Origin of the sequence: Mucilaginibacter gotjawali (genome assembly GCF_002355435.1) — a bacterium.
In the GTDB taxonomy this organism is placed as follows: Bacteria; Bacteroidota; Bacteroidia; order Sphingobacteriales; family Sphingobacteriaceae; genus Mucilaginibacter; species Mucilaginibacter gotjawali.
Window position 1 is genome coordinate 374,060 of sequence record NZ_AP017313.1, and the last position, 22,298, is coordinate 396,357.

22 protein-coding genes are annotated in these 22,298 nt (G+C 42.0%); 10 read left to right on the plus strand and 12 right to left on the minus strand.

The window, feature by feature from the left end; all coding sequences use genetic code 11:
* Positions 1 to 29: 29 nt before the first annotated feature.
* Positions 30 to 1,505 carry a glycoside hydrolase family 30 protein gene (locus MgSA37_RS01700; protein WP_096349552.1) on the minus strand — a complete coding sequence of 492 codons (1,476 nt, stop codon included), beginning with the start codon at positions 1,503 to 1,505 and terminating at the stop codon, positions 30 to 32.
* A 216-nt stretch (positions 1,506 to 1,721) separates the two neighbouring features.
* Between MgSA37_RS01700 and modA the strand changes: the two genes are divergently transcribed.
* The 3 genes from modA to MgSA37_RS01715 are packed head-to-tail and all read left to right on the plus strand — an operon-like array spanning position 1,722 to position 3,828.
* Entirely contained in the window at positions 1,722 to 2,498 is a 777-nt protein-coding gene (modA, locus tag MgSA37_RS01705) for a molybdate ABC transporter substrate-binding protein (RefSeq protein ID WP_096349553.1), read from the plus strand.
* A 35-nt stretch (positions 2,499 to 2,533) separates the two neighbouring features.
* Positions 2,534 to 3,205, plus strand: coding sequence for a molybdate ABC transporter permease subunit (modB, locus tag MgSA37_RS01710; RefSeq protein ID WP_096349554.1), 672 nt, complete (start codon positions 2,534 to 2,536; stop codon positions 3,203 to 3,205).
* Positions 3,202 to 3,828, plus strand: a complete 627-nt coding sequence (locus MgSA37_RS01715; protein WP_096349555.1) for an ATP-binding cassette domain-containing protein — start codon at positions 3,202 to 3,204, stop codon at positions 3,826 to 3,828. The genes modB and MgSA37_RS01715 overlap by 4 nt, the downstream gene beginning before the upstream one ends.
* A 55-nt stretch (positions 3,829 to 3,883) precedes the next feature.
* Here the strand turns inward: MgSA37_RS01715 and MgSA37_RS01720 are convergent, their stop codons facing one another.
* The 5 genes from MgSA37_RS01720 to MgSA37_RS01740 all read right to left on the minus strand — a co-directional run bounded on the left by MgSA37_RS01720 (position 3,884) and on the right by MgSA37_RS01740 (position 6,483).
* Positions 3,884 to 4,393: a molybdopterin-binding protein gene (locus MgSA37_RS01720; RefSeq protein WP_096349556.1), complete on the minus strand. Its 510-nt coding sequence runs from the start codon at positions 4,391 to 4,393 to the stop codon at positions 3,884 to 3,886.
* Between the two features lie 50 nt (positions 4,394 to 4,443).
* Positions 4,444 to 5,025, minus strand: coding sequence for a peroxiredoxin-like family protein (locus MgSA37_RS01725; protein ID WP_096349557.1), 582 nt, complete (start codon positions 5,023 to 5,025; stop codon positions 4,444 to 4,446).
* Between the two features lie 79 nt (positions 5,026 to 5,104).
* Positions 5,105 to 5,371, minus strand: coding sequence for a hypothetical protein (locus MgSA37_RS01730; RefSeq protein ID WP_096349558.1), 267 nt, complete (start codon positions 5,369 to 5,371; stop codon positions 5,105 to 5,107).
* 273 nt (positions 5,372 to 5,644) lie between these two features.
* Positions 5,645 to 5,920: a hypothetical protein gene (locus MgSA37_RS01735; protein WP_232010763.1), complete on the minus strand. Its 276-nt coding sequence runs from the start codon at positions 5,918 to 5,920 to the stop codon at positions 5,645 to 5,647.
* Between the two features lie 8 nt (positions 5,921 to 5,928).
* The gene (locus tag MgSA37_RS01740; protein WP_096349560.1) at positions 5,929 to 6,483 is read right to left on the minus strand and encodes a sigma-70 family RNA polymerase sigma factor; all 555 of its coding nucleotides are present in this window, start codon (positions 6,481 to 6,483) and stop codon (positions 5,929 to 5,931) included.
* A 365-nt stretch (positions 6,484 to 6,848) separates the two neighbouring features.
* Here MgSA37_RS01740 and MgSA37_RS01745 point away from each other — a divergent pair, with 365 nt between their 5' ends.
* Genes MgSA37_RS01745 through MgSA37_RS01755 form a run of 3 tightly spaced genes read left to right on the plus strand, consistent with a single transcriptional unit; the run spans position 6,849 to position 9,145 of the window.
* Positions 6,849 to 7,631, plus strand: coding sequence for a DUF1223 domain-containing protein (locus MgSA37_RS01745; protein ID WP_096349561.1), 783 nt, complete (start codon positions 6,849 to 6,851; stop codon positions 7,629 to 7,631).
* A gap of 37 nt (positions 7,632 to 7,668) precedes the next feature.
* The gene (locus tag MgSA37_RS01750) at positions 7,669 to 8,370 is read left to right on the plus strand and encodes a cytochrome b/b6 domain-containing protein (RefSeq protein ID WP_096349562.1); all 702 of its coding nucleotides are present in this window, start codon (positions 7,669 to 7,671) and stop codon (positions 8,368 to 8,370) included.
* A complete protein-coding gene (locus MgSA37_RS01755) occupies positions 8,354 to 9,145 on the plus strand; it encodes a molybdopterin-dependent oxidoreductase (RefSeq protein ID WP_096349563.1) in 792 nt (263 codons plus the stop codon). The genes MgSA37_RS01750 and MgSA37_RS01755 overlap by 17 nt, the downstream gene beginning before the upstream one ends.
* A 50-nt stretch (positions 9,146 to 9,195) precedes the next feature.
* Here MgSA37_RS01755 and MgSA37_RS01760 read toward each other — a convergent pair whose 3' ends face one another.
* Positions 9,196 to 9,585, minus strand: coding sequence for a DUF302 domain-containing protein (locus tag MgSA37_RS01760; RefSeq protein ID WP_096349564.1), 390 nt, complete (start codon positions 9,583 to 9,585; stop codon positions 9,196 to 9,198).
* A gap of 174 nt (positions 9,586 to 9,759) precedes the next feature.
* Between MgSA37_RS01760 and MgSA37_RS01765 the strand changes: the two genes are divergently transcribed.
* The 3 genes from MgSA37_RS01765 to MgSA37_RS28965 all read left to right on the plus strand — a co-directional run bounded on the left by MgSA37_RS01765 (position 9,760) and on the right by MgSA37_RS28965 (position 12,361).
* A complete protein-coding gene (locus MgSA37_RS01765; protein WP_096349565.1) occupies positions 9,760 to 11,094 on the plus strand; it encodes an IS5 family transposase in 1,335 nt (444 codons plus the stop codon).
* 140 nt (positions 11,095 to 11,234) lie between these two features.
* Positions 11,235 to 11,525, plus strand: coding sequence for a PAS domain S-box protein (locus tag MgSA37_RS28675; protein WP_232010764.1), 291 nt, complete (start codon positions 11,235 to 11,237; stop codon positions 11,523 to 11,525).
* Positions 11,522 to 12,361, plus strand: a complete 840-nt coding sequence (locus MgSA37_RS28965; protein ID WP_232010765.1) for a sensor histidine kinase — start codon at positions 11,522 to 11,524, stop codon at positions 12,359 to 12,361. Before MgSA37_RS28675 ends, MgSA37_RS28965 begins: the two co-directional genes overlap by 4 nt.
* A 21-nt stretch (positions 12,362 to 12,382) precedes the next feature.
* On the opposite strand, the gene MgSA37_RS01775 is transcribed toward MgSA37_RS28965, so the two are convergent.
* The 5 genes from MgSA37_RS01775 to MgSA37_RS01795 all read right to left on the minus strand — a co-directional run bounded on the left by MgSA37_RS01775 (position 12,383) and on the right by MgSA37_RS01795 (position 17,005).
* Entirely contained in the window at positions 12,383 to 12,814 is a 432-nt protein-coding gene (locus tag MgSA37_RS01775) for a hypothetical protein (RefSeq protein ID WP_096349566.1), read from the minus strand.
* Between the two features lie 5 nt (positions 12,815 to 12,819).
* Entirely contained in the window at positions 12,820 to 13,161 is a 342-nt protein-coding gene (locus MgSA37_RS01780) for a phage holin family protein (protein ID WP_157750381.1), read from the minus strand.
* Between the two features lie 87 nt (positions 13,162 to 13,248).
* On the minus strand, positions 13,249 to 13,515 hold the full coding sequence (locus MgSA37_RS01785; RefSeq protein ID WP_096349568.1) for a YtxH domain-containing protein: 267 nt from the start codon (positions 13,513 to 13,515) through the stop codon (positions 13,249 to 13,251).
* 160 nt (positions 13,516 to 13,675) lie between these two features.
* Complete coding sequence (locus MgSA37_RS01790) at positions 13,676 to 14,713, minus strand: AI-2E family transporter (protein ID WP_096349569.1); 1,038 nt, start codon at positions 14,711 to 14,713, stop codon at positions 13,676 to 13,678.
* A gap of 306 nt (positions 14,714 to 15,019) precedes the next feature.
* A complete protein-coding gene (locus MgSA37_RS01795; protein ID WP_096349570.1) occupies positions 15,020 to 17,005 on the minus strand; it encodes a KUP/HAK/KT family potassium transporter in 1,986 nt (661 codons plus the stop codon).
* 823 nt (positions 17,006 to 17,828) lie between these two features.
* On the opposite strand from MgSA37_RS01795, the gene MgSA37_RS01800 reads away from it, so the two are divergent.
* A complete protein-coding gene (locus MgSA37_RS01800) occupies positions 17,829 to 21,860 on the plus strand; it encodes a beta strand repeat-containing protein (protein WP_172885282.1) in 4,032 nt (1,343 codons plus the stop codon).
* Positions 21,861 to 22,298: the final 438 nt, after the last annotated feature.

A 22,298-nucleotide genomic window follows, 5' to 3' on the forward strand; every position in this document is an offset into this window, starting at 1 on the left:
ATAACAGGTTATTTATCTAAAAGTAAATATTACCAAACATAGGTTGCAACGGCGCCACCGGGCAAAGTGGTGGTAACCATCTTCCCGTTAAATTGTATATTAAAAGTTTGCGCTGCATTTGCGGAATTTAATACAATGAGAACCTTTGATCCGTCAGCATTTTTAAAGGCGACGTTGGGCAGCGAGTTCACTTCGTCTGAAGCGATCCGAACAGCCCCCGGTCTCACAAATTTTGACGCATGTGCAATAATATAATAGGATACATTGCGGGTTACTGATGGCGCATTAATGGTTAAAGCCCCCTGGCACGTAGTACAGCCGCCGTTGGTATGCGGGCCAAAGCCGCCGTCAGTCGCCAGGTTCCATTCCAGTACATTCCGGCTCCAGTTTTTTGTGGCGCCGATAATCAAATTGGTGATATGCCAGGCTAAATCGCCCGAAAATGTACCCGAAGTTGAAGTATATTGCTCGGTAAAATAAATATTCTTATTGGGATACGCGTTATGAACCGGTGTAAGGGCGCTGATATTGCCGGCATAAAGATGAAACGCCGAGCCATCAACATAAGGGTTGGCAGCCGCATCGGCAAGGATGGTTAAAGGATAGTCTGTACGGTCGGTGTTATGGTCGTATACCAATATTTTGGTCGACAGGCCGGCCGTTTTTAACTGCGGGCCTAAACTATTTTTAACAAAATTTGCCTCCTCAAGCGGCTGCATTACCATCGCGGGGTTATTATTCGGGTTAAGGGGCTCATTCTGCGGCGAGATGGCATCAATTGTAATACCCTGTGCCTGCATTGCCTGTATGTATTTAACCAGGTAAGCCGCATAAGCATCGTAATAGGCCGTATTTAAGTTTCCGCCTGTAAACCCGTTATTGCCCGTTGTATTGCTTTTCATCCAAACAGGGGCGGTCCATGGCGTAGCCATTATTTTAATAGATGGATTTAAGGCAATTATTTTCTTCAAAACCGGTACCAGGTCGGTCAGCTCAGCAGCAATGCTAAAGTTAGCAAGGCTGACATCAGTTTGCCCGAGGGCCATGTCATCATAAGTAAAGTCGGCGGCGCTCATATCCGAAGCTCCGATGGAGATCCGGAGGTAACTGATGCCGATATGCGTGGTATCGGTTAAAAATAATTCCTTTAATAACGCGTCCTGCTGTGCTGCTGCGAGGCTATGGATCAAGGTGGCACTGCCCCCGGTTAAGCAAAAACCAAATCCATCTATGCCCTGGTACGTTTTTGTAGTATCAACATTTATGTTGGTATTGCTATTGCTGCTGCTCTTGAAAATCAAGCCCACATTTTGTTTTTGTAATAATGCCGATTGACTCGGGGTAGTCAGCCACATCGCCACGTCCGACTTTAAAGTAACCACCGGTGGTATTACAGGCACGGGTTGTATGCCACCGCCCACAGCCTTTTTGGTGCAGCTGATGCCAGCCAGTAAGTTGAAAACTAAAACGAAAGTGAAAATGATTTGCGTGGAGCCTTTCTTCATGATTCTCAGGTATATGGTAAATAAAATTTAAATTGGTTTATTAAAAATATAAAAATAAATCGGCTTTATATTCGGATAGGGCTAATATAGTATTATTGTATGTTAACGGGTATTCGGAATCGGGCAAGTTTTTGTATCACATAACCTTTACAAAAATTCTGATAAGCTTTACTAACAGTGTATATTAGCGCTGCGTTTGATTATTAATAAAGACAAATGGAAGGCAAAAAGCATTTTATCAGAATTGCAAATAAAACCAAGGTTTTAACGGCTGGCTTTTTATTATTTACAGGGCATTTGTTTGCGCAAAATATAAAAGTAGCTGTGGCAGCTAACCTGCAGCCAGTAATTAAAGCGCTTGGGCAGGATTTTAAACAAAAAACAGGCGTAGCCATTGAGCCAATAGTTGGTGCATCGGGAAATTTGGCAACCCAGGTACGTAACGGTGCGCCTTTTGATGTTTTTTTGTCTGCCGATATGACCTTCCCTGAAACATTGTTTAAAGAAGGCTTAAGTACAAAAAAACCTGTCGTTTATGCGCAGGGCAGCCTGGTGATCTGCAGCATTCAGAATATAGGTTTTGAAAACTGGGCGCGGGTATTGCTCACCGGGAGAATAAATAAGATAGCCATTGCCAACCCTGCAATTGCCCCTTACGGCAAAGCCGCGACCGAGGTGCTGAGAAAAAAGGGAATAATAGCTGATGTGCAAACCAAGATAGTTACAGGGGAAAGTATTTCGCAGGTGAATACCTATATCACAACAGGAGTTGCTGATGTTGGTTTTACCACCCAGGCTTTGGTAAAAGATCCTAATAATAAAACAAAGCTCTACTGGGAGGTGATCGACCCCCAAATTTACTCGCCCATTGAACAGGGCATGGTTTTATTAAAACATGGCGAGGGTAATCCAGACGCTGAAAAGTTTTATCAATATATCCTTAGCGCTGCTGCAAAAGCTATTTTTAAAGAATATGGTTACCATGTAGAATGATCTGCGTGTTAAAATCCTGCAAATAAATCAAATTAATGGATCTCAACCCCATATGGCTCACTTTAAAATTAGCAGGCATAACCACCATTTTACTCCTGGTGATCGGTTTGCCGGTGGCCCGGTGGTTGTCAAAAGGGCGATCCATTTTTAAGGTAATCGTCGAGGCCATTATTACCATGCCGCTGGTTTTGCCCCCATCGGTATTGGGGTTTTATTTACTGCTGGCTTTCAGCCCGCAGCATGGTATGGGTAAATGGTTGCAGCAAACTTTTAACGTACAGTTTGTATTCTCCTTCCAGGGGCTGGTACTGGCATCCGTAATTTACAGCATGCCCTTTATGCTGGGGCCTATAAAGTCAGCTTTGCAGCAATTGCCGGTAACACTTTCACAGGCATCTTTTTCATTAGGAAAAACCAGGTGGCAAACATTTATTCATGTTTTATTGCCCAACATCAAACCATCTTTGCTCACAGCTATTGTGCTCACCTTCGCACACACCTTAGGCGAGTTTGGCGTAGTGCTGATGATCGGCGGCAATATACCCAACGTTACCCGTGTAGCTTCTATAGCAGTATATGATTCGGTAGAGCAGATGGATTACTCCACCGCCAACGCATACTCGCTTATTTTGTTTGGTATTACATTTATCCTGGTGATCTCCGTATTCATTTTTAATAAGTACCGTTTAAAAAGCCCGTTGGAATGATCAGTATCAACATAGAAAAAAAGCTGAAGACGTACCATGGGCAGCAAGTATTAAAAATTGCCGGGCATTTTGCCATGGGCAGTATCACTAAAATTTACGGCCCATCCGGCGCGGGGAAAACCACTTTTTTAAAGGTGATTGCCGGATTTGTTCAGCCTGAAAAAGGAAATATTATGGTAGACGGCCTACCCTGGCTGGATACCACTTCAAAAATCTCGCTGCCAGCCCAAAAAAGAATGGCCGGTTTCGTTTTCCAGGATTATGCACTTTTTCCAAACATGACAGTGCTGGAGCATTTGGAATATGCCACTAAAGATGACAGCTGGATAAAAAGGCTGCTGGCCATCGGCAAGCTGGAAACTTTAACTACCCACAAACCCGAATATCTTTCCGGCGGTCAGCAGCAGCGCCTCGCAATTTTAAGGGCGTTGGCTACGAAACCGAAACTGTTATTGATGGATGAACCGTTTTCGGCCATTGATCCCAAAATGAAAACTGAATTGATCAGGGAATTACAGTTGTTATTTAAAGAATTAGGCACAACAGTGTTCATTGTGAGTCATAACCTGCCGGAAGTTGAAGGTTTGTCAAATGGTGAATTAATGATCCCGTTAGTAAGCTAACTAACATTAAAGTGAATTGGTGAAAATTCGGCCTTATTCGTGACATTCGCGTCAATCAATCAACCTTCCCCACCACTATCTTCTCCAGATTATGCAAATAGCGCCGCCCGGTTTTAAAATCCGATGCGGAGGTCATCTGGATGCTTTCGGGCATTTTATCCGCTTTAATGCCATTCTTTTCCATAATTATGAAAACGTGGTTGCCAACCTCTGTATTAAACAATTCGTTCCACGAATAAACCACGGCATAACCATCGTTACCCATGCAGGTAAAATAAAACCTGCTGTACAATTTGGGGCTGTTTGCATCCAATACGATATGACTTAAAATATCTTTTAACAAAACGCCTTTTAACTGATCGTCCTGATGTTTAAACGTCCCCAAATGATCGGTTACCCTAATATCGCCAATAACATTTACCTGGTAAGTGTTTAGCGAGTCCAAAGTAATTATGGAGCTGTTTTTAACCTTTCCGCTAATGCCGAAACTAAGGGTTTGTTTTAAAGGCTCCTGGGCTGACGCAGTGGAGCTAAAGAAAAGAAATAATATCAAAATGTATTTCATGACAGGCTGAAAGCAGGTGGTGCTTTCAAAACAAATATAAATACTAAGGCTTAATTTAAGGAATTTAATATGGCGTGTACAGTTGTCCGTTTGGTGTAGTCTTTATCGAAATGTACATAAATGATCTTTCCGGAAGGTGCGATTACATAGGTTGCTGGCACAGGCAACACATGGTCGGTATTGCCATTGTTTTTCTCCAGATCGACGCCGTAGCTTTTTAACTTAGCATTAAGGGCATCATCCACCCGGTAGTTTACATCATAAGCTTTCATGATGCGGTAATCTGTATCCTGGATAATAGAAAACGATGCATTGGTTTTACTAACCGTTTTTTGGATATTTTCGCCGGTTTCAGGTGTTACGCCAATTACGTAAACGCCTTTAGTGGTTAATAACTGGAGTGAGTCCTGTAGTTCTTTGATCTGTTTATTGCAATAAGGGCACCATTGCCCGCGGTAAAAAAACAGGACTATCGCTTTGTGGGATTTGAGCAGATTTTTCAAATCTACTGTTTTGCCTGAATTATCCTTACCACTAAATAAAGGCGCCTGGCTGCCGCTTTTCAATCCCGATTGAGCTGAAACTTGTGTGTATAATGCTATGCCGAGTAGAATAAGTATATATTTTTTCATGTTCGATTTTATTAGTCTTAAATGTAGGATGATGCAACAAAGGGGGGCGGGGCCCCCCTTAAAACAGCACCAAACATACTTACATTTTACCTGAAGAATCCTTAGCCATTTTCATTTTGCCGGAATTCATTTTATCCATTTTTTTGTCGGCTTTCATTTTGCTTTTTGCCATTTTGCCGGATTTTTTGGTCTCCATTTTGTCCATCTTCATTTTGTCTTTTGCCATTTTGCCGGTATCACTCAACGCCGGAGCAGAAGCGTGGTTAAAAGATTTTGCCTGGACATTAAGGGTTAATGAAGCGATAACTGCGGCGGCGATAACTGCGCCTGAAAAAATTGATTTCATACTTTGTTTTTTAGTTTTTTAATGATTTTACCCCTTGGTCGGGCAAACTTTAGAAACCTTACAAAATATTTTAATTAAACAACACGAATGTTCACGAATAGGGGTGAATAGACACGAATTGATTGGGCACGAATGTTCCCGAATGGTTTCTAATTTACACGAATAAGAAAAAACCTGAATGATATTTTTAGAATTTTGTTGAAATTGATATTGCTTTTTTAAAGCCGATTAGTGAATATTCGATCTTATTCGTGAACATTAGTGTAGATAATTTTATTTCTTTAATTCTTCCTCAATCTTTTCCTGCAATTCCTTTTTAAAGGAATCATCCAGCCCGGGTTTAGCTTGCATTGCGCTTTTAAAAAGTTCTTTTACCAGTTTATTGATTATATGGCTTTGTTTTTGGAAGATCCTGCAAAAGGAACAGCCAAAAAGATGGATGCGTAGTTCAATAGCTTCCCTGAAACTTAATCTTTTGATGGATTTCTTTTCGATCAGGTAGGTGGCTTGCTTGCAGTTATGTATAATTTTTTTCAGATGGCTCATCATTCAATCAATTAAATCCAGTTTTTTTGAAGGCATGCTCTCAGGTTCAGTTTGGCGCGATGGATGATCACCCAAAAATTTGAGGCCGTCACTTTAAGTTCGGTGCATATAGTTTCAGTTGCTTCTTCATCAATATGTTTCATCGTAAAAACGGATTTCCATAATACCGGGAGCTTTTGCAGGCATTGTTGCAGGATGTGCTCAAATTCTTTGTTAACCAGGTGGTCTTTATCTTCAATGCCAAATTCCTTCGGGCCATGTTCGGCTTTCCAGTGCCCGTCCTCTTCAAAAAAGTCTGCCTCCCGGTTTTCTTTTTCTTCGTTGTCAATTGCTTTCAGCCCCTGTGATTTTTTCCGGTAAACATCAATGATCTTGTTTTTAAGGATGGCTGTAAGCCACGTTCGCTCGGAGCTTTTACCTTCAAAGCTTCCTGTTTTTTGCAGTGCGGCTAAAAAAGTTTCCTGCACCAAATCCCTGGCCATCTCTTCATCGTTGATACGTGTAATAGCAAAGGAGTAAAGATAATCGGCATGGGACGAAACCCATTGATGGGGATTTAAAAGCATAAATAAAATTAATAATTAACACGAATGAGGTCGAATTTAATAGGCACGAATTTCACGAATAGATTCGAATATACACGAATCTGTTTGGTGAAAATCCGGCGACACAGGCTTCATTTTACTCTTTAGTCGTTAATACATGGAATACCTTACAATAAAAAGGAGGTTTAACCCAACGCACATAAAACGCGCCGGATAGGATTAGTGTCAATTCGATCTTATTCGTGCACATTCGTGTCCATTCAATTCATTTTGCTACAGGTTGATTCAACAAATTTTAGAAACCTAAAATAATTTACATTTATTGTAAGGTTTTGGAAAAGTATCCGACAGAGAGAACAAAAACAGTAATTTTAAATGATAAAAAGATGAGACCAACAAAGATATTTATCCTTGCAATGTTGCTAATGGTTGCCACCCTGGGGACAAAAGCCTACATAGGCACTAAGCTTTTAACCCACATCAAAAAAGAAAGCAAAGGCTTTGCTGTTATAGAGCTTTTTACTTCTGAAGGTTGTTCCAGTTGCCCGCCGGCGGATGCTTTAGTGGCGAAAATAGCAAAAGAAGATAAGGATATGCCGGTTTACATACTGGCTTATCACGTTGATTACTGGAACCGTTTGGGCTGGAAAGATGCATTTAGCAGCGCTGACTTTTCAAAAAGGCAAAATGAATATGCAAGCTACTTACACCTGCGGCAAATTTATACGCCGCAGATCATTGTAAACGGTAAGACAGAGTTTGTGGGTTCCGAAGAAGGTACCCTAAGAAGTGCCATCAAAACCAACCTGCAGGTAGCTTCGCCGGCGCAGCTTTCCCTGGGTATTTCGGCTGTTGAGAAAGGGCAGGCCACAATCAAATACAGCGCGGATGGAACTGATAGTAATACAGTATTGCTAATAGCTGTATTGCAAAAAAATGCACAAACAAAAGTTGAGCGGGGCGAGAATGTTGGCCGTACCTTATCGCATGTGCAGATCGTGCGTAAACTTCAAAAAGTTGCGTTAAATAGCAAAACCGGTACAGTAAATGTATCTTTACCAAATGGTTACGATGCCAGTGGCTGGGAGCTTGTAGGTTTATTGCAAAATACTTCCACAGGTGCCATTACAGGTGCAGCGAAGATAAAGGGAACATCCGCCACAATTTAAAAGGAGCAATAAGTCTTAAAGAGAGCATTATTCAGGTATGAAAACGATTAAAGAAAAACACTCATTAGCCATGCGCTGGTGCCACTGGGTAAACTTCCCGATATTAAGTATTATGATATGGAGCGGGTTGCTGATCTATTGGGCTAATGATATTTATTCCATCACCATTTTCGGGCATACGTTTGTTAAATTTTTCCCTGACTGGTTTTATAAAACTTTGGGCATCCCGCAGCGGCTGGCCGAGGGGATGGCCTTTCATTTCTTATTTATGTGGTTTTTTACGCTCAATGGTGTGTTTTATATCTTATATACCATAATTTCGGGAGAATGGCGTGAATTGGTGCCAAAAAGGAACTCTTTTAAAGAGGCCTGGCTGGTATTGCTCCACGATTTGCACATCCGCAAAACGGCGCCACCGCAAAATAAATACAATGCCGCGCAGCGCATTGCTTATACTGCTATTATCATAATGGGTGTCGGATCGGTAATAACGGGGTTGGCTATTTATAAACCGGTGCAATTTTATTACTTAACATGGCTTTGTGGCGGTTATCATTTAGCCCGCATTTTTCATTTTGCCTTAACTATAGGCTATGTACTGTTTTTTGTGATCCACATTGTGCAGGTGATCCTGGCGGGATGGAAAAATTTCAGTTCCGTAATATCAGGCTTTGAAGTAGTTAATGAAACACCTAAACCAGCAATTCAAACAGTAAACGACGATGAAAACGCCAAATAAAAAAATAAAAAAGGAGCTCACTATTGAGCAAAAGATCAACAGGCGCAATTTTATTTCTTTCGGCGCTTTCACTGTTTTTGCTGCTGGTGCGTTTGAAGGCTGGCGATGGTTGTATAAATCGCCAACCGAAACAGCAGGCATAACCGGAGAAGCGCACCGGCCGTTAAGGAAGGCGCTAAATAAAACAGAGATATTTTTCAGAAGATTAGTTTTCAACGAAAATCACCTGGTAAAAACTTATCCTAAAGAGATGGCTGCTAAACGGGTAAGGTATAACAGCGATATCGGGATGGAAGCCAAAAAGAAATTCGATCCGGCTACCTGGAAATTACAGGTGATAAAAAAGGGTGGCGAAATACTGCAGGTTTCCATTGATGAATTGAAAGCCCTGCCAAAAACGGAGATTGTTTATGATTTTAAATGCGTTGAAGGCTGGGACCAGATCCAGCATTGGGCCGGCGTAAAATTCAGCGACTTTATAAAGCATTTCCAGCTGGAGGACTACGCAAAAATGCAATACGTGGGCATGGAAACACCCGACAAAGGATACTATGTGGGCATTGATATGCCCAGTGCAATGCACCCGCAAACGCTGCTTGCCTATGAGGTTAACGACCACCCCATCCCGCTTAACCACGGCGCGCCGCTGCGTCTAATCATCCCCGTAAAATATGGCATTAAAAACCTGAAACGAATAGGCTCCATTAACTTTAGCAATACCCGCCCACGCGATTATTGGGCCGAGGAGGGTTATGATTACTATTCGGGATTGTAGGGTTAAAGTATTGATGATGTATCTCTTAAGTCAGATTGGATATTATAGGTTCAGCTATTTAGCGCCGCTGTAACCAGCGTGTCAAGATTTAAGGGGGAATTGGCAATTTGCGTTAATCCGTACCTTTCTGTAATATATGCCTCGTCGTTATAAGCGATAAAAACGTTCCTTTTGTGGTCTTCCCAGGCAATTATTTTTAATGGCAGGTCAAGTGCGGCCATAGGGTTTTCCAGTATAACCTGGCCGCCCGCTTTTGGGTTTCCAAACAGGATAAATTCCAGCGGTGGTATTTCCAGGCCGGCCTTCCGGAGTTCCGCTTGCTGGTCGATGCGTGCGTATACAGTAGCGCCATGCGCCTGCACAAGTGTTTCCAAACGGTCAATTATTTCTCTTACGGAATGCCGGCTCTTATATAAAGTTATACCACGTGATGTTTCCATAGTTGTAGCATTGGTTTTACGAAAATAATTAAAAGAGTAACCGTTTTAAAAGCGCGGTAATTAGTCGTCCCTTAAAAATGATTTAATTTGTTGATAATCAACAAGATGTTAATAATATTTATTTCTATAATCTGCAAGTTTTTCAGAAATTAGTGTAAAAGCTTGCAGATATTTATGCTTAATAAACCAATAAATACAGGACAGCTGAGTTTTTTACAGCCAGGCTTAAAAGAGCAATTGTCCAATAAACACCCTTTATACTTATTAGCTGATCAGATTAATTGGTCTTTGTTCGAGGAGAGCTTCAGGAAACATTATAAGGAGGACTTTGGCAGGCCTGCCAAACCGATCCGGTTGATGGTAGCCCTGCTGATGCTGAAGCATATCCGAAACCTGAGTGATGAAAGCGTGGTGGAGCAATGGTCAGAAAATGCTTATTATCAATACTTTAGTGGAGGGCAAACCTTCACAGCAAAAGAACCTTGTGAGGCCAGCGAACTGGTACATTTCCGTAATCGCATTGGGGCAGCAGGTATAGAATTAATTCTGAAGGAAAGTATCCGCATAAACGGCAAGGATGGCAAAGAAGACAGAGCAAGCATTGACACCACCGTTCAGGAAAAGAATATCACTTACCCTACCGATAGTAAACTGCACCGGAAGATTATTAAAAAGTGCGTAAGCATTGCCCAAAAGGAAGGGATAGTGCTTCGTCAGAGCTACAGCCGCACTTTAAAGAAGCTGGGCATTGATCAGCGATTCAGAAACCACCCTAAAAATGGTGCAAAAGCGCGTAAAGCGGATAAAAAAGTAAAAACAATAGCTGGCAGACTGGTAAGGGAACTGCAAAGAAAACTACCTGCAGAAAGCTTTAGTGATGAGCTGGATTTATTTCAACGGGTACTCCGGCAAAAACGGCAGGACAGCAATAAAATCTATAGCCTTCATGAACCAGATGTAGTATGTATCAGCAAAGGCAAAGAACATAAGAAATATGAATTCGGCAGCAAAGTATCCATTACCGTTACCCAAAACAGTGGCGTGATCATCGGGGCGCTGAACATTCCCGGCAATGATTATGACGGCCATACGCTGGATGCTGCCCTGGAACAACAGCAAAGACTTACCGGACACACGCTCAAAGAAGCATTTGTGGACCGGGGGTACCGGGGAAGAAAAGAGGTGCACGGAACCCTTATTCATACCCCAAAAACATTTAGCAGTAAACTAACAAGTTATCGCAAGAACAAATTAAAAGAAGGCTTCTCAAACAGGGCGGGTATTGAACCTAAAATAGGCCATCTGAAAGCCGATCACCGTTTAAGTCGTAACTTTTACAAAGGAATTAAAGGCGATACGATCAATGTAATGCTCGCCGCAGCTGCCATGAACTTCAAAAGAATGATGAATATCTGGAAAGACAACCTTTTGGCACTTATTTTTCGCCTTATTCAGATTTTTACAGCATCTGCTACTCGCCCGAATTATTCATCCGTCATTGTTTATTGACTTTTTAAGGATCGACTAATTAATTTAATTTCTTATGGGTTTATAATTTGGTAACATACTTGTTATTTATTAGTTTTAGGTAGCGCTTTATGATGCTTACAGGTAAATTTATTTAACTTGTTAAGTTTTTGTATTGAACTATGGATTTACCGGGAGAGGATAAGGCAGCAATAGCGCTGGCCAATGAGAGGGGGCGTTCGGTTGCAACCAATAATTTTGATCTTGAGTTGTTTTTTGAATTAACGCCTGATCTTTTGTGCGTGGCGGGTTTTGATGGCTACTTTAAAAAGATTAATCCGGCAGTTTCCAAACTTTTAGGTTATACCGACGAGGAATTGTTTTCAGCGCCTATAAATCACTTTGTTCATCCGGAAGACCAGAACATTACCCAGCAAAACCGCGAAAAGCTTTTGAGGATTTTCCACTGTTGAACTTTGAAAACAGGTACGTTACGAAAAGCGGCGGGATAGTTTGGCTGGCGTGGACATCAATGCCGGTTTACAGTGAGAAACGGGTTTATGCTATCGCTAAAGATATCACCCATACAAAGAAACTGGAAGAAGACAGGAATTTGCTGATCAAAGATCTTACCAAGATTAATACAGATCTGAAGCAATTAACCTTTACGGCTTCGCATGACCTGAGGACGCCTGTCGGAAATTTGCTGTCCGTTTTTGATCTTCTGGATACTTCAAAAATTGAGGATGAGGAGACCCTGGAGTTTATCAATATCCTGAAGTCGGCAACCGAGAGCCTGAAAAACACCTTAAATAAATACATGGATGGTTTAATTCAAAAAGAAACCATACAGGCGCAGGTTGAGGAGGTGGATCTGGAGGAATCGCTCAAAGTAGTGTTGTGGTCCTTAGGTTTTTTAATAAAAAGCTCAAATACTATATTGAGGGCCGATTTTACACAGAAAAAGACGATTAGGTTTAACAAAGCTTATCTGGAAAGTATATTTTTAAACCTGATCACCAATTCGGTTAAATATTCAAAGCCCGGGCTTCACCCGGAAATTTCCATTACTTCAAAACAAAATAATGGGGTAAGCCAGCTGATATTTACAGATAACGGGCAGGGTTTTGATATGGATAAAACAAGGGATAAAATATTCGGCTTTAACCAAAAGTTTAATGACAGGTCAGATAGTAAAGGTATTGGCCTATACCTGGTATATAACCATATCACCAGCCTTGGTGGTAAAATTTCGGTAAGTAGTCGTCCAAATGAAGGCGCCGAATTCGTTATCTCCTTTAAGGATTGAAACCCTTCAATCTTTTAATAATCAATAGGTCTCGCTTAATGGCGGCACTCCTTTGTGCGCAGGTGTTACCTGAGGGATTTTGCTTTTGAAAAGTGATTTTGCCTTATCCCAAAGGCTAACTACCATGTCTTCAGTTATAAAATTAGAGGCTTTTTGAGAAACAAGGCCAACAAGTGTTTTTATGATAAAGCCTGAATTCCTGAAAACAGTTTTATTCAAAGTAAACGGTAATACAAAACGCGAGATCAGGCTAACGATATCCTGGTCAAAAAAGCCGTTCTCTTTGTGGCCATCGGCATTTGCCGGCGTGTGAAATATGGATATGATGGATGATAATATAGCACCCGGGCTTCTGAACCGCTGGGACAATGCAATACTTTGCTCCTGCTCAACTCCCTTAAGCCTGGATATTTCGTTCCGCAAATCATCAATATTTCTAACAGGTATATCCATTTGGTTTAGTCTTTAAATATCTTTTGTATAAATGCGTCAACGATAGGTTTTTCAAGCCTTTTTTTATTGTATTTTATGGCTAAGGCAATAATTAAATACAAAACGGATACGCACCCAAAACCCATCCACCAGGCGTGAAATAAACTGCCTAAATAAAGCGCCAGGGTAAAACTGGCAAATAAAAAAGCCAGCACCATACTGATAATGGTTACCAAATCAGAAATAAGGCCTGCGGCTATGGTGGTCCCGCCTTCTATAGCCTGGTATTTAGCCAGTTTTATACGGGTTTCCGCATAATCTTTAAGCTGATCAATTAAGGGTGGCGGAGTATCGTTTTTTGCTTCCATATTTTTATTTACTGTAATCAATCAGCCTTTGGTTTCAAGTTTGCAGAAAATTTCCGGGAGCTTAAAACCAAAGACTAATTATTTCTATCACGCATGTTCAAGATCATCCTGAAATTCCTGCTCAACGCCGTTTATTTTGGTCTTAATATTATCAACAACTTTATTTTTTAAGTCCAACAGGTTGTCAATCTCTTTTGATGCAGTTTCTTTAATTGAATCGCCCAGGTTTTTTAGTGATTCTGCAAGCTTGTCGCGCGTTTCATTTCCCTTGTCAGGTGCAAATAAAATACCCAACGCTGCCCCTGCCGCCAATCCTACCAGCAAAGCAGCCAAAACTTTTGTGTTATCTTTCATAGACTATAAATTTAAAAGTTGATTAATTGTTTTTTTAATTTTGATTAAATATCCTGCCAAATGTTACCGGTCTGACTAAATGTCTCAATTTGTCTTCTTAGTGACGCTGATATGGCCGATTTATTATTACCCACAAAGATAAATATATTATAGTTTACGTTTATGGCGCTGTACGAATCCGTTCCAGCCTGTCGGCTGCCATTCTGTTGGTTTCATAAATTTCGAGCAGGAGCAGAAAATACGACAACAGCAACGGCCCGAAAACCAATCCAAGAATCCCGAAAAGCGGAACACCTATAAAAACACCTATAATGGAAATGAGCGGGTGGGTATTGGCCAGGCGCTTATTGATGATGGCCCTTAAAAAATTGTCGACATTGCCGATAAATAATAGGCCATAGGCTAAAAGCAAAATTCCTTTAACAGGATGCCCGCCGGCAAATAAAATGATGCTGGCCGGAATAGTGAGCGTTGGCGCCCCTACCACCGGTAAAAAGGATATAAAAGCGCCGATCACCCCCCAAAATACCGGGTCGGGCAGATTGAATATCAAAAAGCCGTTTGCAAGTAAAAATCCCTGAACAACAGCAATAATGCCCTGCCCCAGTACATTTGAATAGGTTGCATTACGCAAGGCTACCGCAAACTTTAATGCATGCTGTTCCCTGAAGGGGGCATACTTAAGCAGTGCGGATTCAAATTGCCGGATCTGCACCAGCATAAAGTAGAGCAAAAAGTACATTACCAGCAGCGTGATAAGGATATTGGCAGCGCTGCCTAATATTGACGGGAAAAGATCGGTAGCAAAGGTGCCGAGTTTCTGCATGGTGTTTTCGGCAAAATGCGGCTGGTTAAAATTGTAACCGGCATAATCATCAATTTTTGAGATCCAGCTTTGCAGGTCAAATGATTTTAAATTAATACTCCCTATCTTGCTGACAACCATAATACTGAGCGACATTAAAGGAATAACGATAACTACGAGCGATGTAAACATGATAAGTACAGCAACCAGCGATTTATTCCATTGCTTTTTTTCGACCAGATGCAGGTAAACCGGCCTGAAAAGAGTAAACAATACGATAGCGCCTAAAATTGAGCTAAATAAGCCACTTAACGCATACAGAAGGAAACAGCCCAGGATGACGATGGCCCCGAGGACAATATTGTTGCGCTGCTTGTAATTAAAAATTGACATTTTAAGGCCTAAACTTATCTTATAAACGCAAAAACTGTAAAAAGTTTTTGCCTTAACAGTTAATAATTGTTAAGTGATGATTTTGATTTATTTAAGGTGCAGTAATACTTAAATTGGTTTAACCGGGTAATTCACATTGTTGACCGCACCCGGCCGATTCATCGGAATAAAGTTAAGTAATTGCAATGATATTGGTGTGCTGGTGCCGGTGTTTGCAGGCATAATTACCTGGCCGGATAAAAAAACAGCCGGCTGTGTGGCCGGCTGTAATGATTTTTTTAGGGCTATAATGCCTGCTGATTTAATTTAAGCCTCAATTCTTTTTAAAATAATATTGCCAACAGGTTTCACTACCAATGGTATTTTTTCGACATATGTTTCGCTGGTATCCAGGCCGAATGCTTTGGCCTCGGTTTGTGCCAGTTTTTTGATGGCAAAATAGCTGTTGAGGATAAATCCTTCTTTAGCGCCAAAGGAGTTGTTGTACGAAAGGAATTTCTCCATAATGACAAACCTGAAATCGGCCGCTATTTTGTATTGATTCAGCGATTCGTATTTGCTGGTGATATCAATTTCCTTGCGGGCAACCATGTCCTCAATAACTTTGCGGTACAAAACATTTACTCTCGGCTGGATCCTGAAACCTAAACGGAACTCAACCCGGATAACTTTGCCTGGCTCAATCTGGTCGACACTATACTCCATGGTATAGGGTTCATTGGTGGTTTCGATATGGATGAACCAGTAAGTATCGGCCCGTTTGGGTTTCCGGCTCATGATGGAGTACATCACCTTTTCCTCAATCTGTTTGGCGTTGTTTGCCTTGGTCAGGTAGATAAGGTGGGTGGAGTATTTGCTTACCGACTCATCGGCGCTTAAAGCAATTAACAGGGGTATCTGATCTTTCAGGTCGATAAAATGCAAAAAGCGGTTGTTGATCTTGCGCGCTTTGAACCAGATGTACATGGTAAATATCAGTCCGATCTCGAAAACAACAAAGAAGATCCGCTTTAATAATTTAGCAGCGTTGGTAATGAAGAAGGAGAATTCAACGGTTAAAAATACGCACAGGATGATGACAACAATCCAAAGCGGCCAGTGTTTCACATAACGCATAAAGTACGACATGAGGATGGTCGTCATCAACATGGCAATGGTGATGGAAAATCCGTAAGCAGCCGTCATGTGCTCTGATGTTTCAAAATAAAGGGAAACCAGGATACAGCCGATACATAAGATCCAGTTGATGCTGGGGATATAGATTTGCCCGCGGATATTTGATGGATATTTAATGGTGATGCGTGGCCAGAAATTCATGCTTACCGCTTCGCTGATGAGGGTAAACGAACCGCTGATGAGGGCCTGGCTTGCAATAATGGTTGCTAAAGTAGCCAATACCACGGCGGGGATCATTAGCAATTGAGGGTCAGGCACAATGGCGTAGAAAGGGTTAACCCCGGCAAAACTGGTGCCGGCAGGCCGCGACAGCACCCAGGCTCCCTGGCCCAGGTAACTTAATAAAAGCGTAGTTTTTACAAATATCCAGCTTACCTGGATGTTTTTCCGCCCGCAATGCCCCAGGTCGGAATAGAGCGCTTCGGCGCCCGTGGTACATAAAAACACCGCGCCCAGTAACCAGAAACCTTCCTTGTGTTCAGTAAGCAGCCTGTAGCCATAAACCGGGCTTAATGCTTTGAAGATAGCGGGATCATGCACGATCTGCAAAGCGCCCAATGTGCCGATCATCAAAAACCACAGTAACATGACCGGGCCAAAGGCTGAGCCGACGATCTTGGTGCCGAATTGCTGAAAGAAAAATAACGCCAGCATGATCCCGATCACCAGCCCTAAAATAAGGTGGCTTCCAGGCACAAATTCGGGGTGTTTTATTGGATTGCTTAGTGCGGGCACATTGCTTAACCCCTCAATGGCTGACGTTACCGAGATAGGAGGAGTGATAATGCCGTCGGCAAGCAGGGTGCCGGCGCCAATAATTGCAGGTATGGCCAGCCATTTTCCGTAACGCCGCACCAGGGCATATAGTGAAAATATGCCGCCTTCACCATGGTTATCGGCCTGAAGGGTAATGATAATATATTTAAAAGTGGTTTGTAAGGTAAGTGTCCAGAAAATACAGGAGATTGAACCCAGCACGAGCAGGTTGTTGACCTTGCCGCCTTCAACCAATAAGGTTTGAAAAACATATAAAGGGGATGTGCCGATATCGCCAAAAATAATACCTAGGGTAACAAGCGTACCAGCAAACGTGAGCTTTTTAATGTGGGATTCCATTGATCAGGAAAGAATAAAATGTTGGTTGAAAGAAAATGAAACAGATAATTCCTGCCGCCGGGATATGGCGGATGGGGGTAAATTATTGCTGCTGCTCATTATGAGTGTTTAATCAATTATTTTTTAGTTATTAATAAAGCGAAGCCAATCCCTGTGCCATTAGCCGAAAATCTTTCAGCTATTAAATTAAGACGTTGATTTTCAAAATATTATCAAGTTGGCGTATGGCCTACATATTGTAAATAGCCTATCATTTTGATAGGGTGATTATCATTTTGATAGGATGGGTGATGTGTTTTTTTACAAAAAAGACTTTTTGGGCGGTAAATAAATTAAAAAATGAAGGAGCAATCTGAAAACTTTTTAACGGTTAGGTGTATTATACGTTCAGCAATTTGTCTTAATTTTTATAAAAATGAAAAATATAAGTTTTCTGTTCGCCACACTCCTCTTGTTTTGTTTAAGCAGTTGTACTGCAATCGAGGGGATTTTTAAAGCTGGTTTTGCGGTTGGCATTATCGCCGTGGTTTTAGTTATCGCACTCATTATCTGGATCGCCTCTATGTTCAGGAAATAACGGTTTGCATTTAATAACCGGATGTATTCGGGCTGATCACTTCCCTGGTATATCTCATTCAAATACAACAAAAAAACTGCGGCAGATTTAAAAAGATCACTTGGATTCAATAAAAACTGCGCGATAAATTAACAATAGGAAGTTTTCAACATTTTAACGGGTAAGTTAAATATATTTAATAATTTCATGCCGGATTGACGTTGTTCCTTATCACGGTCAAGATTGATAAATTATTACTTTACTAAATTGAAAACGAAATTATTTATAAGTTTTTTTGTTTTGGTTTTAATATTGGGTTTTAAAGACGCCAATGCCAACGCAATACCCCTACTCCGCAGCGCAGGCAGTACCACTTTAAAATCAATTAAGCTAAGTACCGGCTCAACACTTACCCTTATATCTGGCACCAGTAATGTAAATTATACAGCTTCGGTAGCTGCTGCTGTTACAATATTAACGGTAACGCCAACTACAACAACCCCTGCTTCCACTGTAACCGTTAACGGGCTGCCGGTTGCGTCAGGAACGCCATCGCAAGCTATTGCCATTACAACCAATCCAACGGTTATTAATTTGCTGGTTACTGCGTCTGGCGGAAGCACGCGGTCATATTCCATCACTATTTACAAAAACGGTTCAAGCGATGCCGCGTTAAAATCAATAAAGCTAAGTACAAATTCATCACTTACCCAGGTAACCGGCACAAGCAATGTGAATTATACGGCCTCTGTAGCTTCTTCTACCGCGTCGTTAACAGTAACGCCCACAACTGATGACCCTAACGCTACAGTTACCGTTAACGGGATAGCCGTTGTATCCGGTTCCCCTTCACCGTCTATTGCGTTACCGGCCAATCCAACGGTTATTAATATGCTGGTTACCGCTCAGGATGGTACCGTCCGGTCATATGCTGTTACTATTTATAAAAACGGCTCAAGCGATGCGTTATTAAAATCTTTAAAGCTAAGTACGGGTTCGCTTCTTACTTTAGTAACGGGCACAAGTAATGCTAATTACACAGCTTCGGTAACTTCAACCACTACGTCGTTAATGGTAACGCCAACTACTGATGACCCCAATGCTACCGTAACTGTTAATGGCATTGCCGTTGCATCGGGCACAGCATCGGCGCCTATTGCTATTCCAACCAATCCTACAGTAATTAACCTGCTGGTTACTGCACAGGACGGTTCAACCAAAAGAACTATCTCTATTACGGTGAACAAAAATGGTTCAAGTAATGCAGCGCTGAAGGGTTTAAAGTTAAGTACCGGTTCAGCGCTTACTTTGGTAACAGGGAGCAGTAATGTCAATTATTCAGCTTCTGTAAGTTCATCAGTTGCGGCATTAACCGTAACCCCAACTACGGCTGACGCCAATGCGACCGTAACGGTTAATGGTATTGCTGTTACATCAGGCACCCCTTCGCAATCTATTGCCCTGACAAGTAACCCTACGGTGATTAATTTGCTGGTTACCGGGCAGGACGGGAGCACCACCAGGACGTATTCAATCTCAGTTTATCAAACCTCGTCGTTAACCTTTATATGGACAGGCGCTGGCGCCAATAGCAATTGGAGTAACAGCAGTAACTGGGCGCCATCAACTGGTTTTCCGGCAGCGGGTGATACGGTACTTATTGGTGCTACGGCAAAAACCCCGGTGGTTGATGTGCCCTCCGCATGCGCGGCAATACAAATAACCGGCCCTACCAATGTTAGCCTTGCTGCGCCATTAACTGTTAGCGGGGGAGTAACCGTAAATGCCGCGCTATCAGTTTCCGGAACGGGCGGCGCGTTTACTGCAGACTCGCTGGTAATTAATTTCAACGCCGGGCTTACCAATTCAGGAACATTTACGGTCAATTCAGGCCACATATTTTTAAATGTCAGTGCGTCTGTTACAAACAATGCATCCGGTACTTTTAACGCCGTTAATTTGCAGTACATCAATATGGTGTACCAGGCGAACATCATAAATTCCGGAAACTTCAATGTCCGGGGTTCGGCAATAAAGTTGGGCGGCGCGGGTTATATCAGCAACATGGCAGGGGCAACTTTTACAATAAACGGCGCGAGTACCATAGATTTTGCATCAAATTCAGCCGCCCTGGCTTATATCCGGAACAGCGGAACATTTTATGCCGGTTCTATTGGTTCTGCCTGCATCGTTAATTTAAATTACCCGGGCGTTTATCTTCAAAATACGGGTACTTTTTATTTGGGTTCATCGTCTGTTATTAATTTAACCGGCTTTGGTACCTCTGTTCAAAATACCGGAAACTTTACCTTGCAGTCCGACAACACGGGCTGTGCCGCCATTGGAAATATTTCGGGTGTTAATGCTGTTTGTACCGGCACTTATAATGTTGAACGTTATTTAAGCGGGGGTACCAGTGCTTACCGATCTTACCGCGACCTTTCTTCGCCGGTATATGAAGCAACCGTGGGCGGGAATAATGTTTACAGCGTAAATTATGTAAAATTATCGGCACTTATAACCGGCACGGCGGGTCCTGCGGGCGGCTTTGATAAGGCAGGCAACCCAACCCTTTATTTGTACCGGGACAATTTAGCGCCGTCAAACAGTTCATTTACGGGGGGCAATTTCAGGGGAATCGCTAATATCAGCGCCGACCCGAATTATACAATTGATAATGATGGCAGTGGTTTTAATATACCTGTAGGCAATGGCTTTATGTTTTTTGACCGGGGCGACCGTATCAACAACCTCGCCAATAAATATAGCCCCGGCACTGTGGCGGAAGCCATTACTTTAACTGCGACAGGGACACTGAATACCGGGCCGGTAACCGTGAAGCCTTGGTTTAGCCTTTTATCAACTTTAGATTATACGGCGGTTGCAGGTAATTCATCTGTTTTGGGATTAGCTTTTGTGGGCAATCCGTATCCAAGTTCAATAGATTGGGACACTTTTAGCACAACTTCTTCAGCGAGCGGGATCTACGGGCCAAATGTAAGTCCTTTTATATATGTGCTCGACCCTTTAAGCGGAAGCTATAATGTTTACCAGCAAGGTAACGGTGGTTTTGGCACTTTAGCATCATCCGGCTCCAACGTAATACCTAGTGGACAGGGGTTTTTTGTAAGTGCACTTTCGTCCGCCGCCTCGTTGACATTTAACGAAGCCGGAAAAACAGGCGCACAGGCAAACCGGGCTATCGGTAATTTGTTCCTCGGCAATGCACCTTTGGCAAATGTGAGCCAGTTCATCAATTTGAAACTGGTTCAGGATTCAACTCATAGTGATGGCTTGCTTGTAAGATTTGACAGCAACGCCAAACCGCAATTTGCGATGAATGAAGACGCGGTATATAAACCGGGCAGCGGGGCAGTTAGCCTTTCGAGCTTGTCCGCAGACAATGTAGCGCTGGCCATTAATTCGCAGGCCCTTCCAAAATTAAGCCCGGCGATTATCCCTTTAAACGTAAATGCTACTGCTGATGGCGGCTACCAATTAAAACTGTCGGCTATAAAAAGCATTCCTGATCTGTACGACGTGTGGCTGAAAGATGCTTACACCAAAGACTCGCTTGATATTAAACATAACCCGGCTTACGCATTTGACATAGTTAAAAGCGACACCAATAGTTTCGGAGCAAAGCGTTTCAGTCTGGTTGTTCGCGAAAACCCTGCTTTAATGGTTCACCTGTTGAATTTTGCAGCAACAAAAGCCGTTGATGGCGCACAGCTGGTATGGAAGACCGAAAACGAACAAAACTACACCAATTTTACCGTTGAAAAGAGCACAGACGGCGGCACAACGTTTAATGTATTGGGCGGATATGCCTCAAGCGCGGCAGGTGCCTATAGTTTGGTGGACAAGGCGCCTGCGGCAGGAGAAAATTTGTATCGCCTGAAAATGGTGGATTTGAACGGAACCGCCAGCTACTCCGGCGTGGCTAAACTGATGTACAGCAATACCAATAGCCTGGCAAAAAGCAATATCAGTATTTATCCTAACCCGTCTTCGGGGGTGATCAACCTGGCAGTTAACCAGGATAACAGCAATTCGATACCAGGAATTTCGGCTTTGCAACACCTTAGCTTAACGCCAGCGCTTAACGGTGTGGTAAATCAGCAGGCTTATGATATTAAGATCATTAATGCCATCGGTTCGGTTATCAAATCAGTTACTTCAGCAAGCGCTACCTGGCAGGATAATGTAAGCAATTTGTTGCCCGGGACTTATGTTATTGAGGTTATAAATGATAAAAACAAAAGCCTGGTCGGGAAAAGTACTTTTGTAAAAATATAAAGGCTGCGGCGGGACATTTTTACAGTGCGAAGAAATAAAGCATGTAAAAACCTGATGTAAACAATGTTCCCGCTTTGTGGAAAATATTACATTGCATTTTAAATATAATATAATAATTCCCCTATAGGGGTATATTATTAAATTTATATCTCTTATAGTACATTTTCTTTTTTACCGAAAAAAACTACACACCTTAACCTTTCGGCAACGCCGCGTAACCAATGTTTAACTTTGATGAATCTTAAGAAATAATTTAAAACTATACTCACGATAGTTTTTAAGTCTGATTATTTTCTTTAGATTAAAATCCCTTTAGCACTGTATTTGTGTTATTTAAGGCAAATTGATAAATTATAGTTTTCGATTTGAAGGCAGGTAGTGTATACCTGGCTCCCCTCCTGCATCTCTGAAAACCAGGTTATACCTAACGATTCTTTA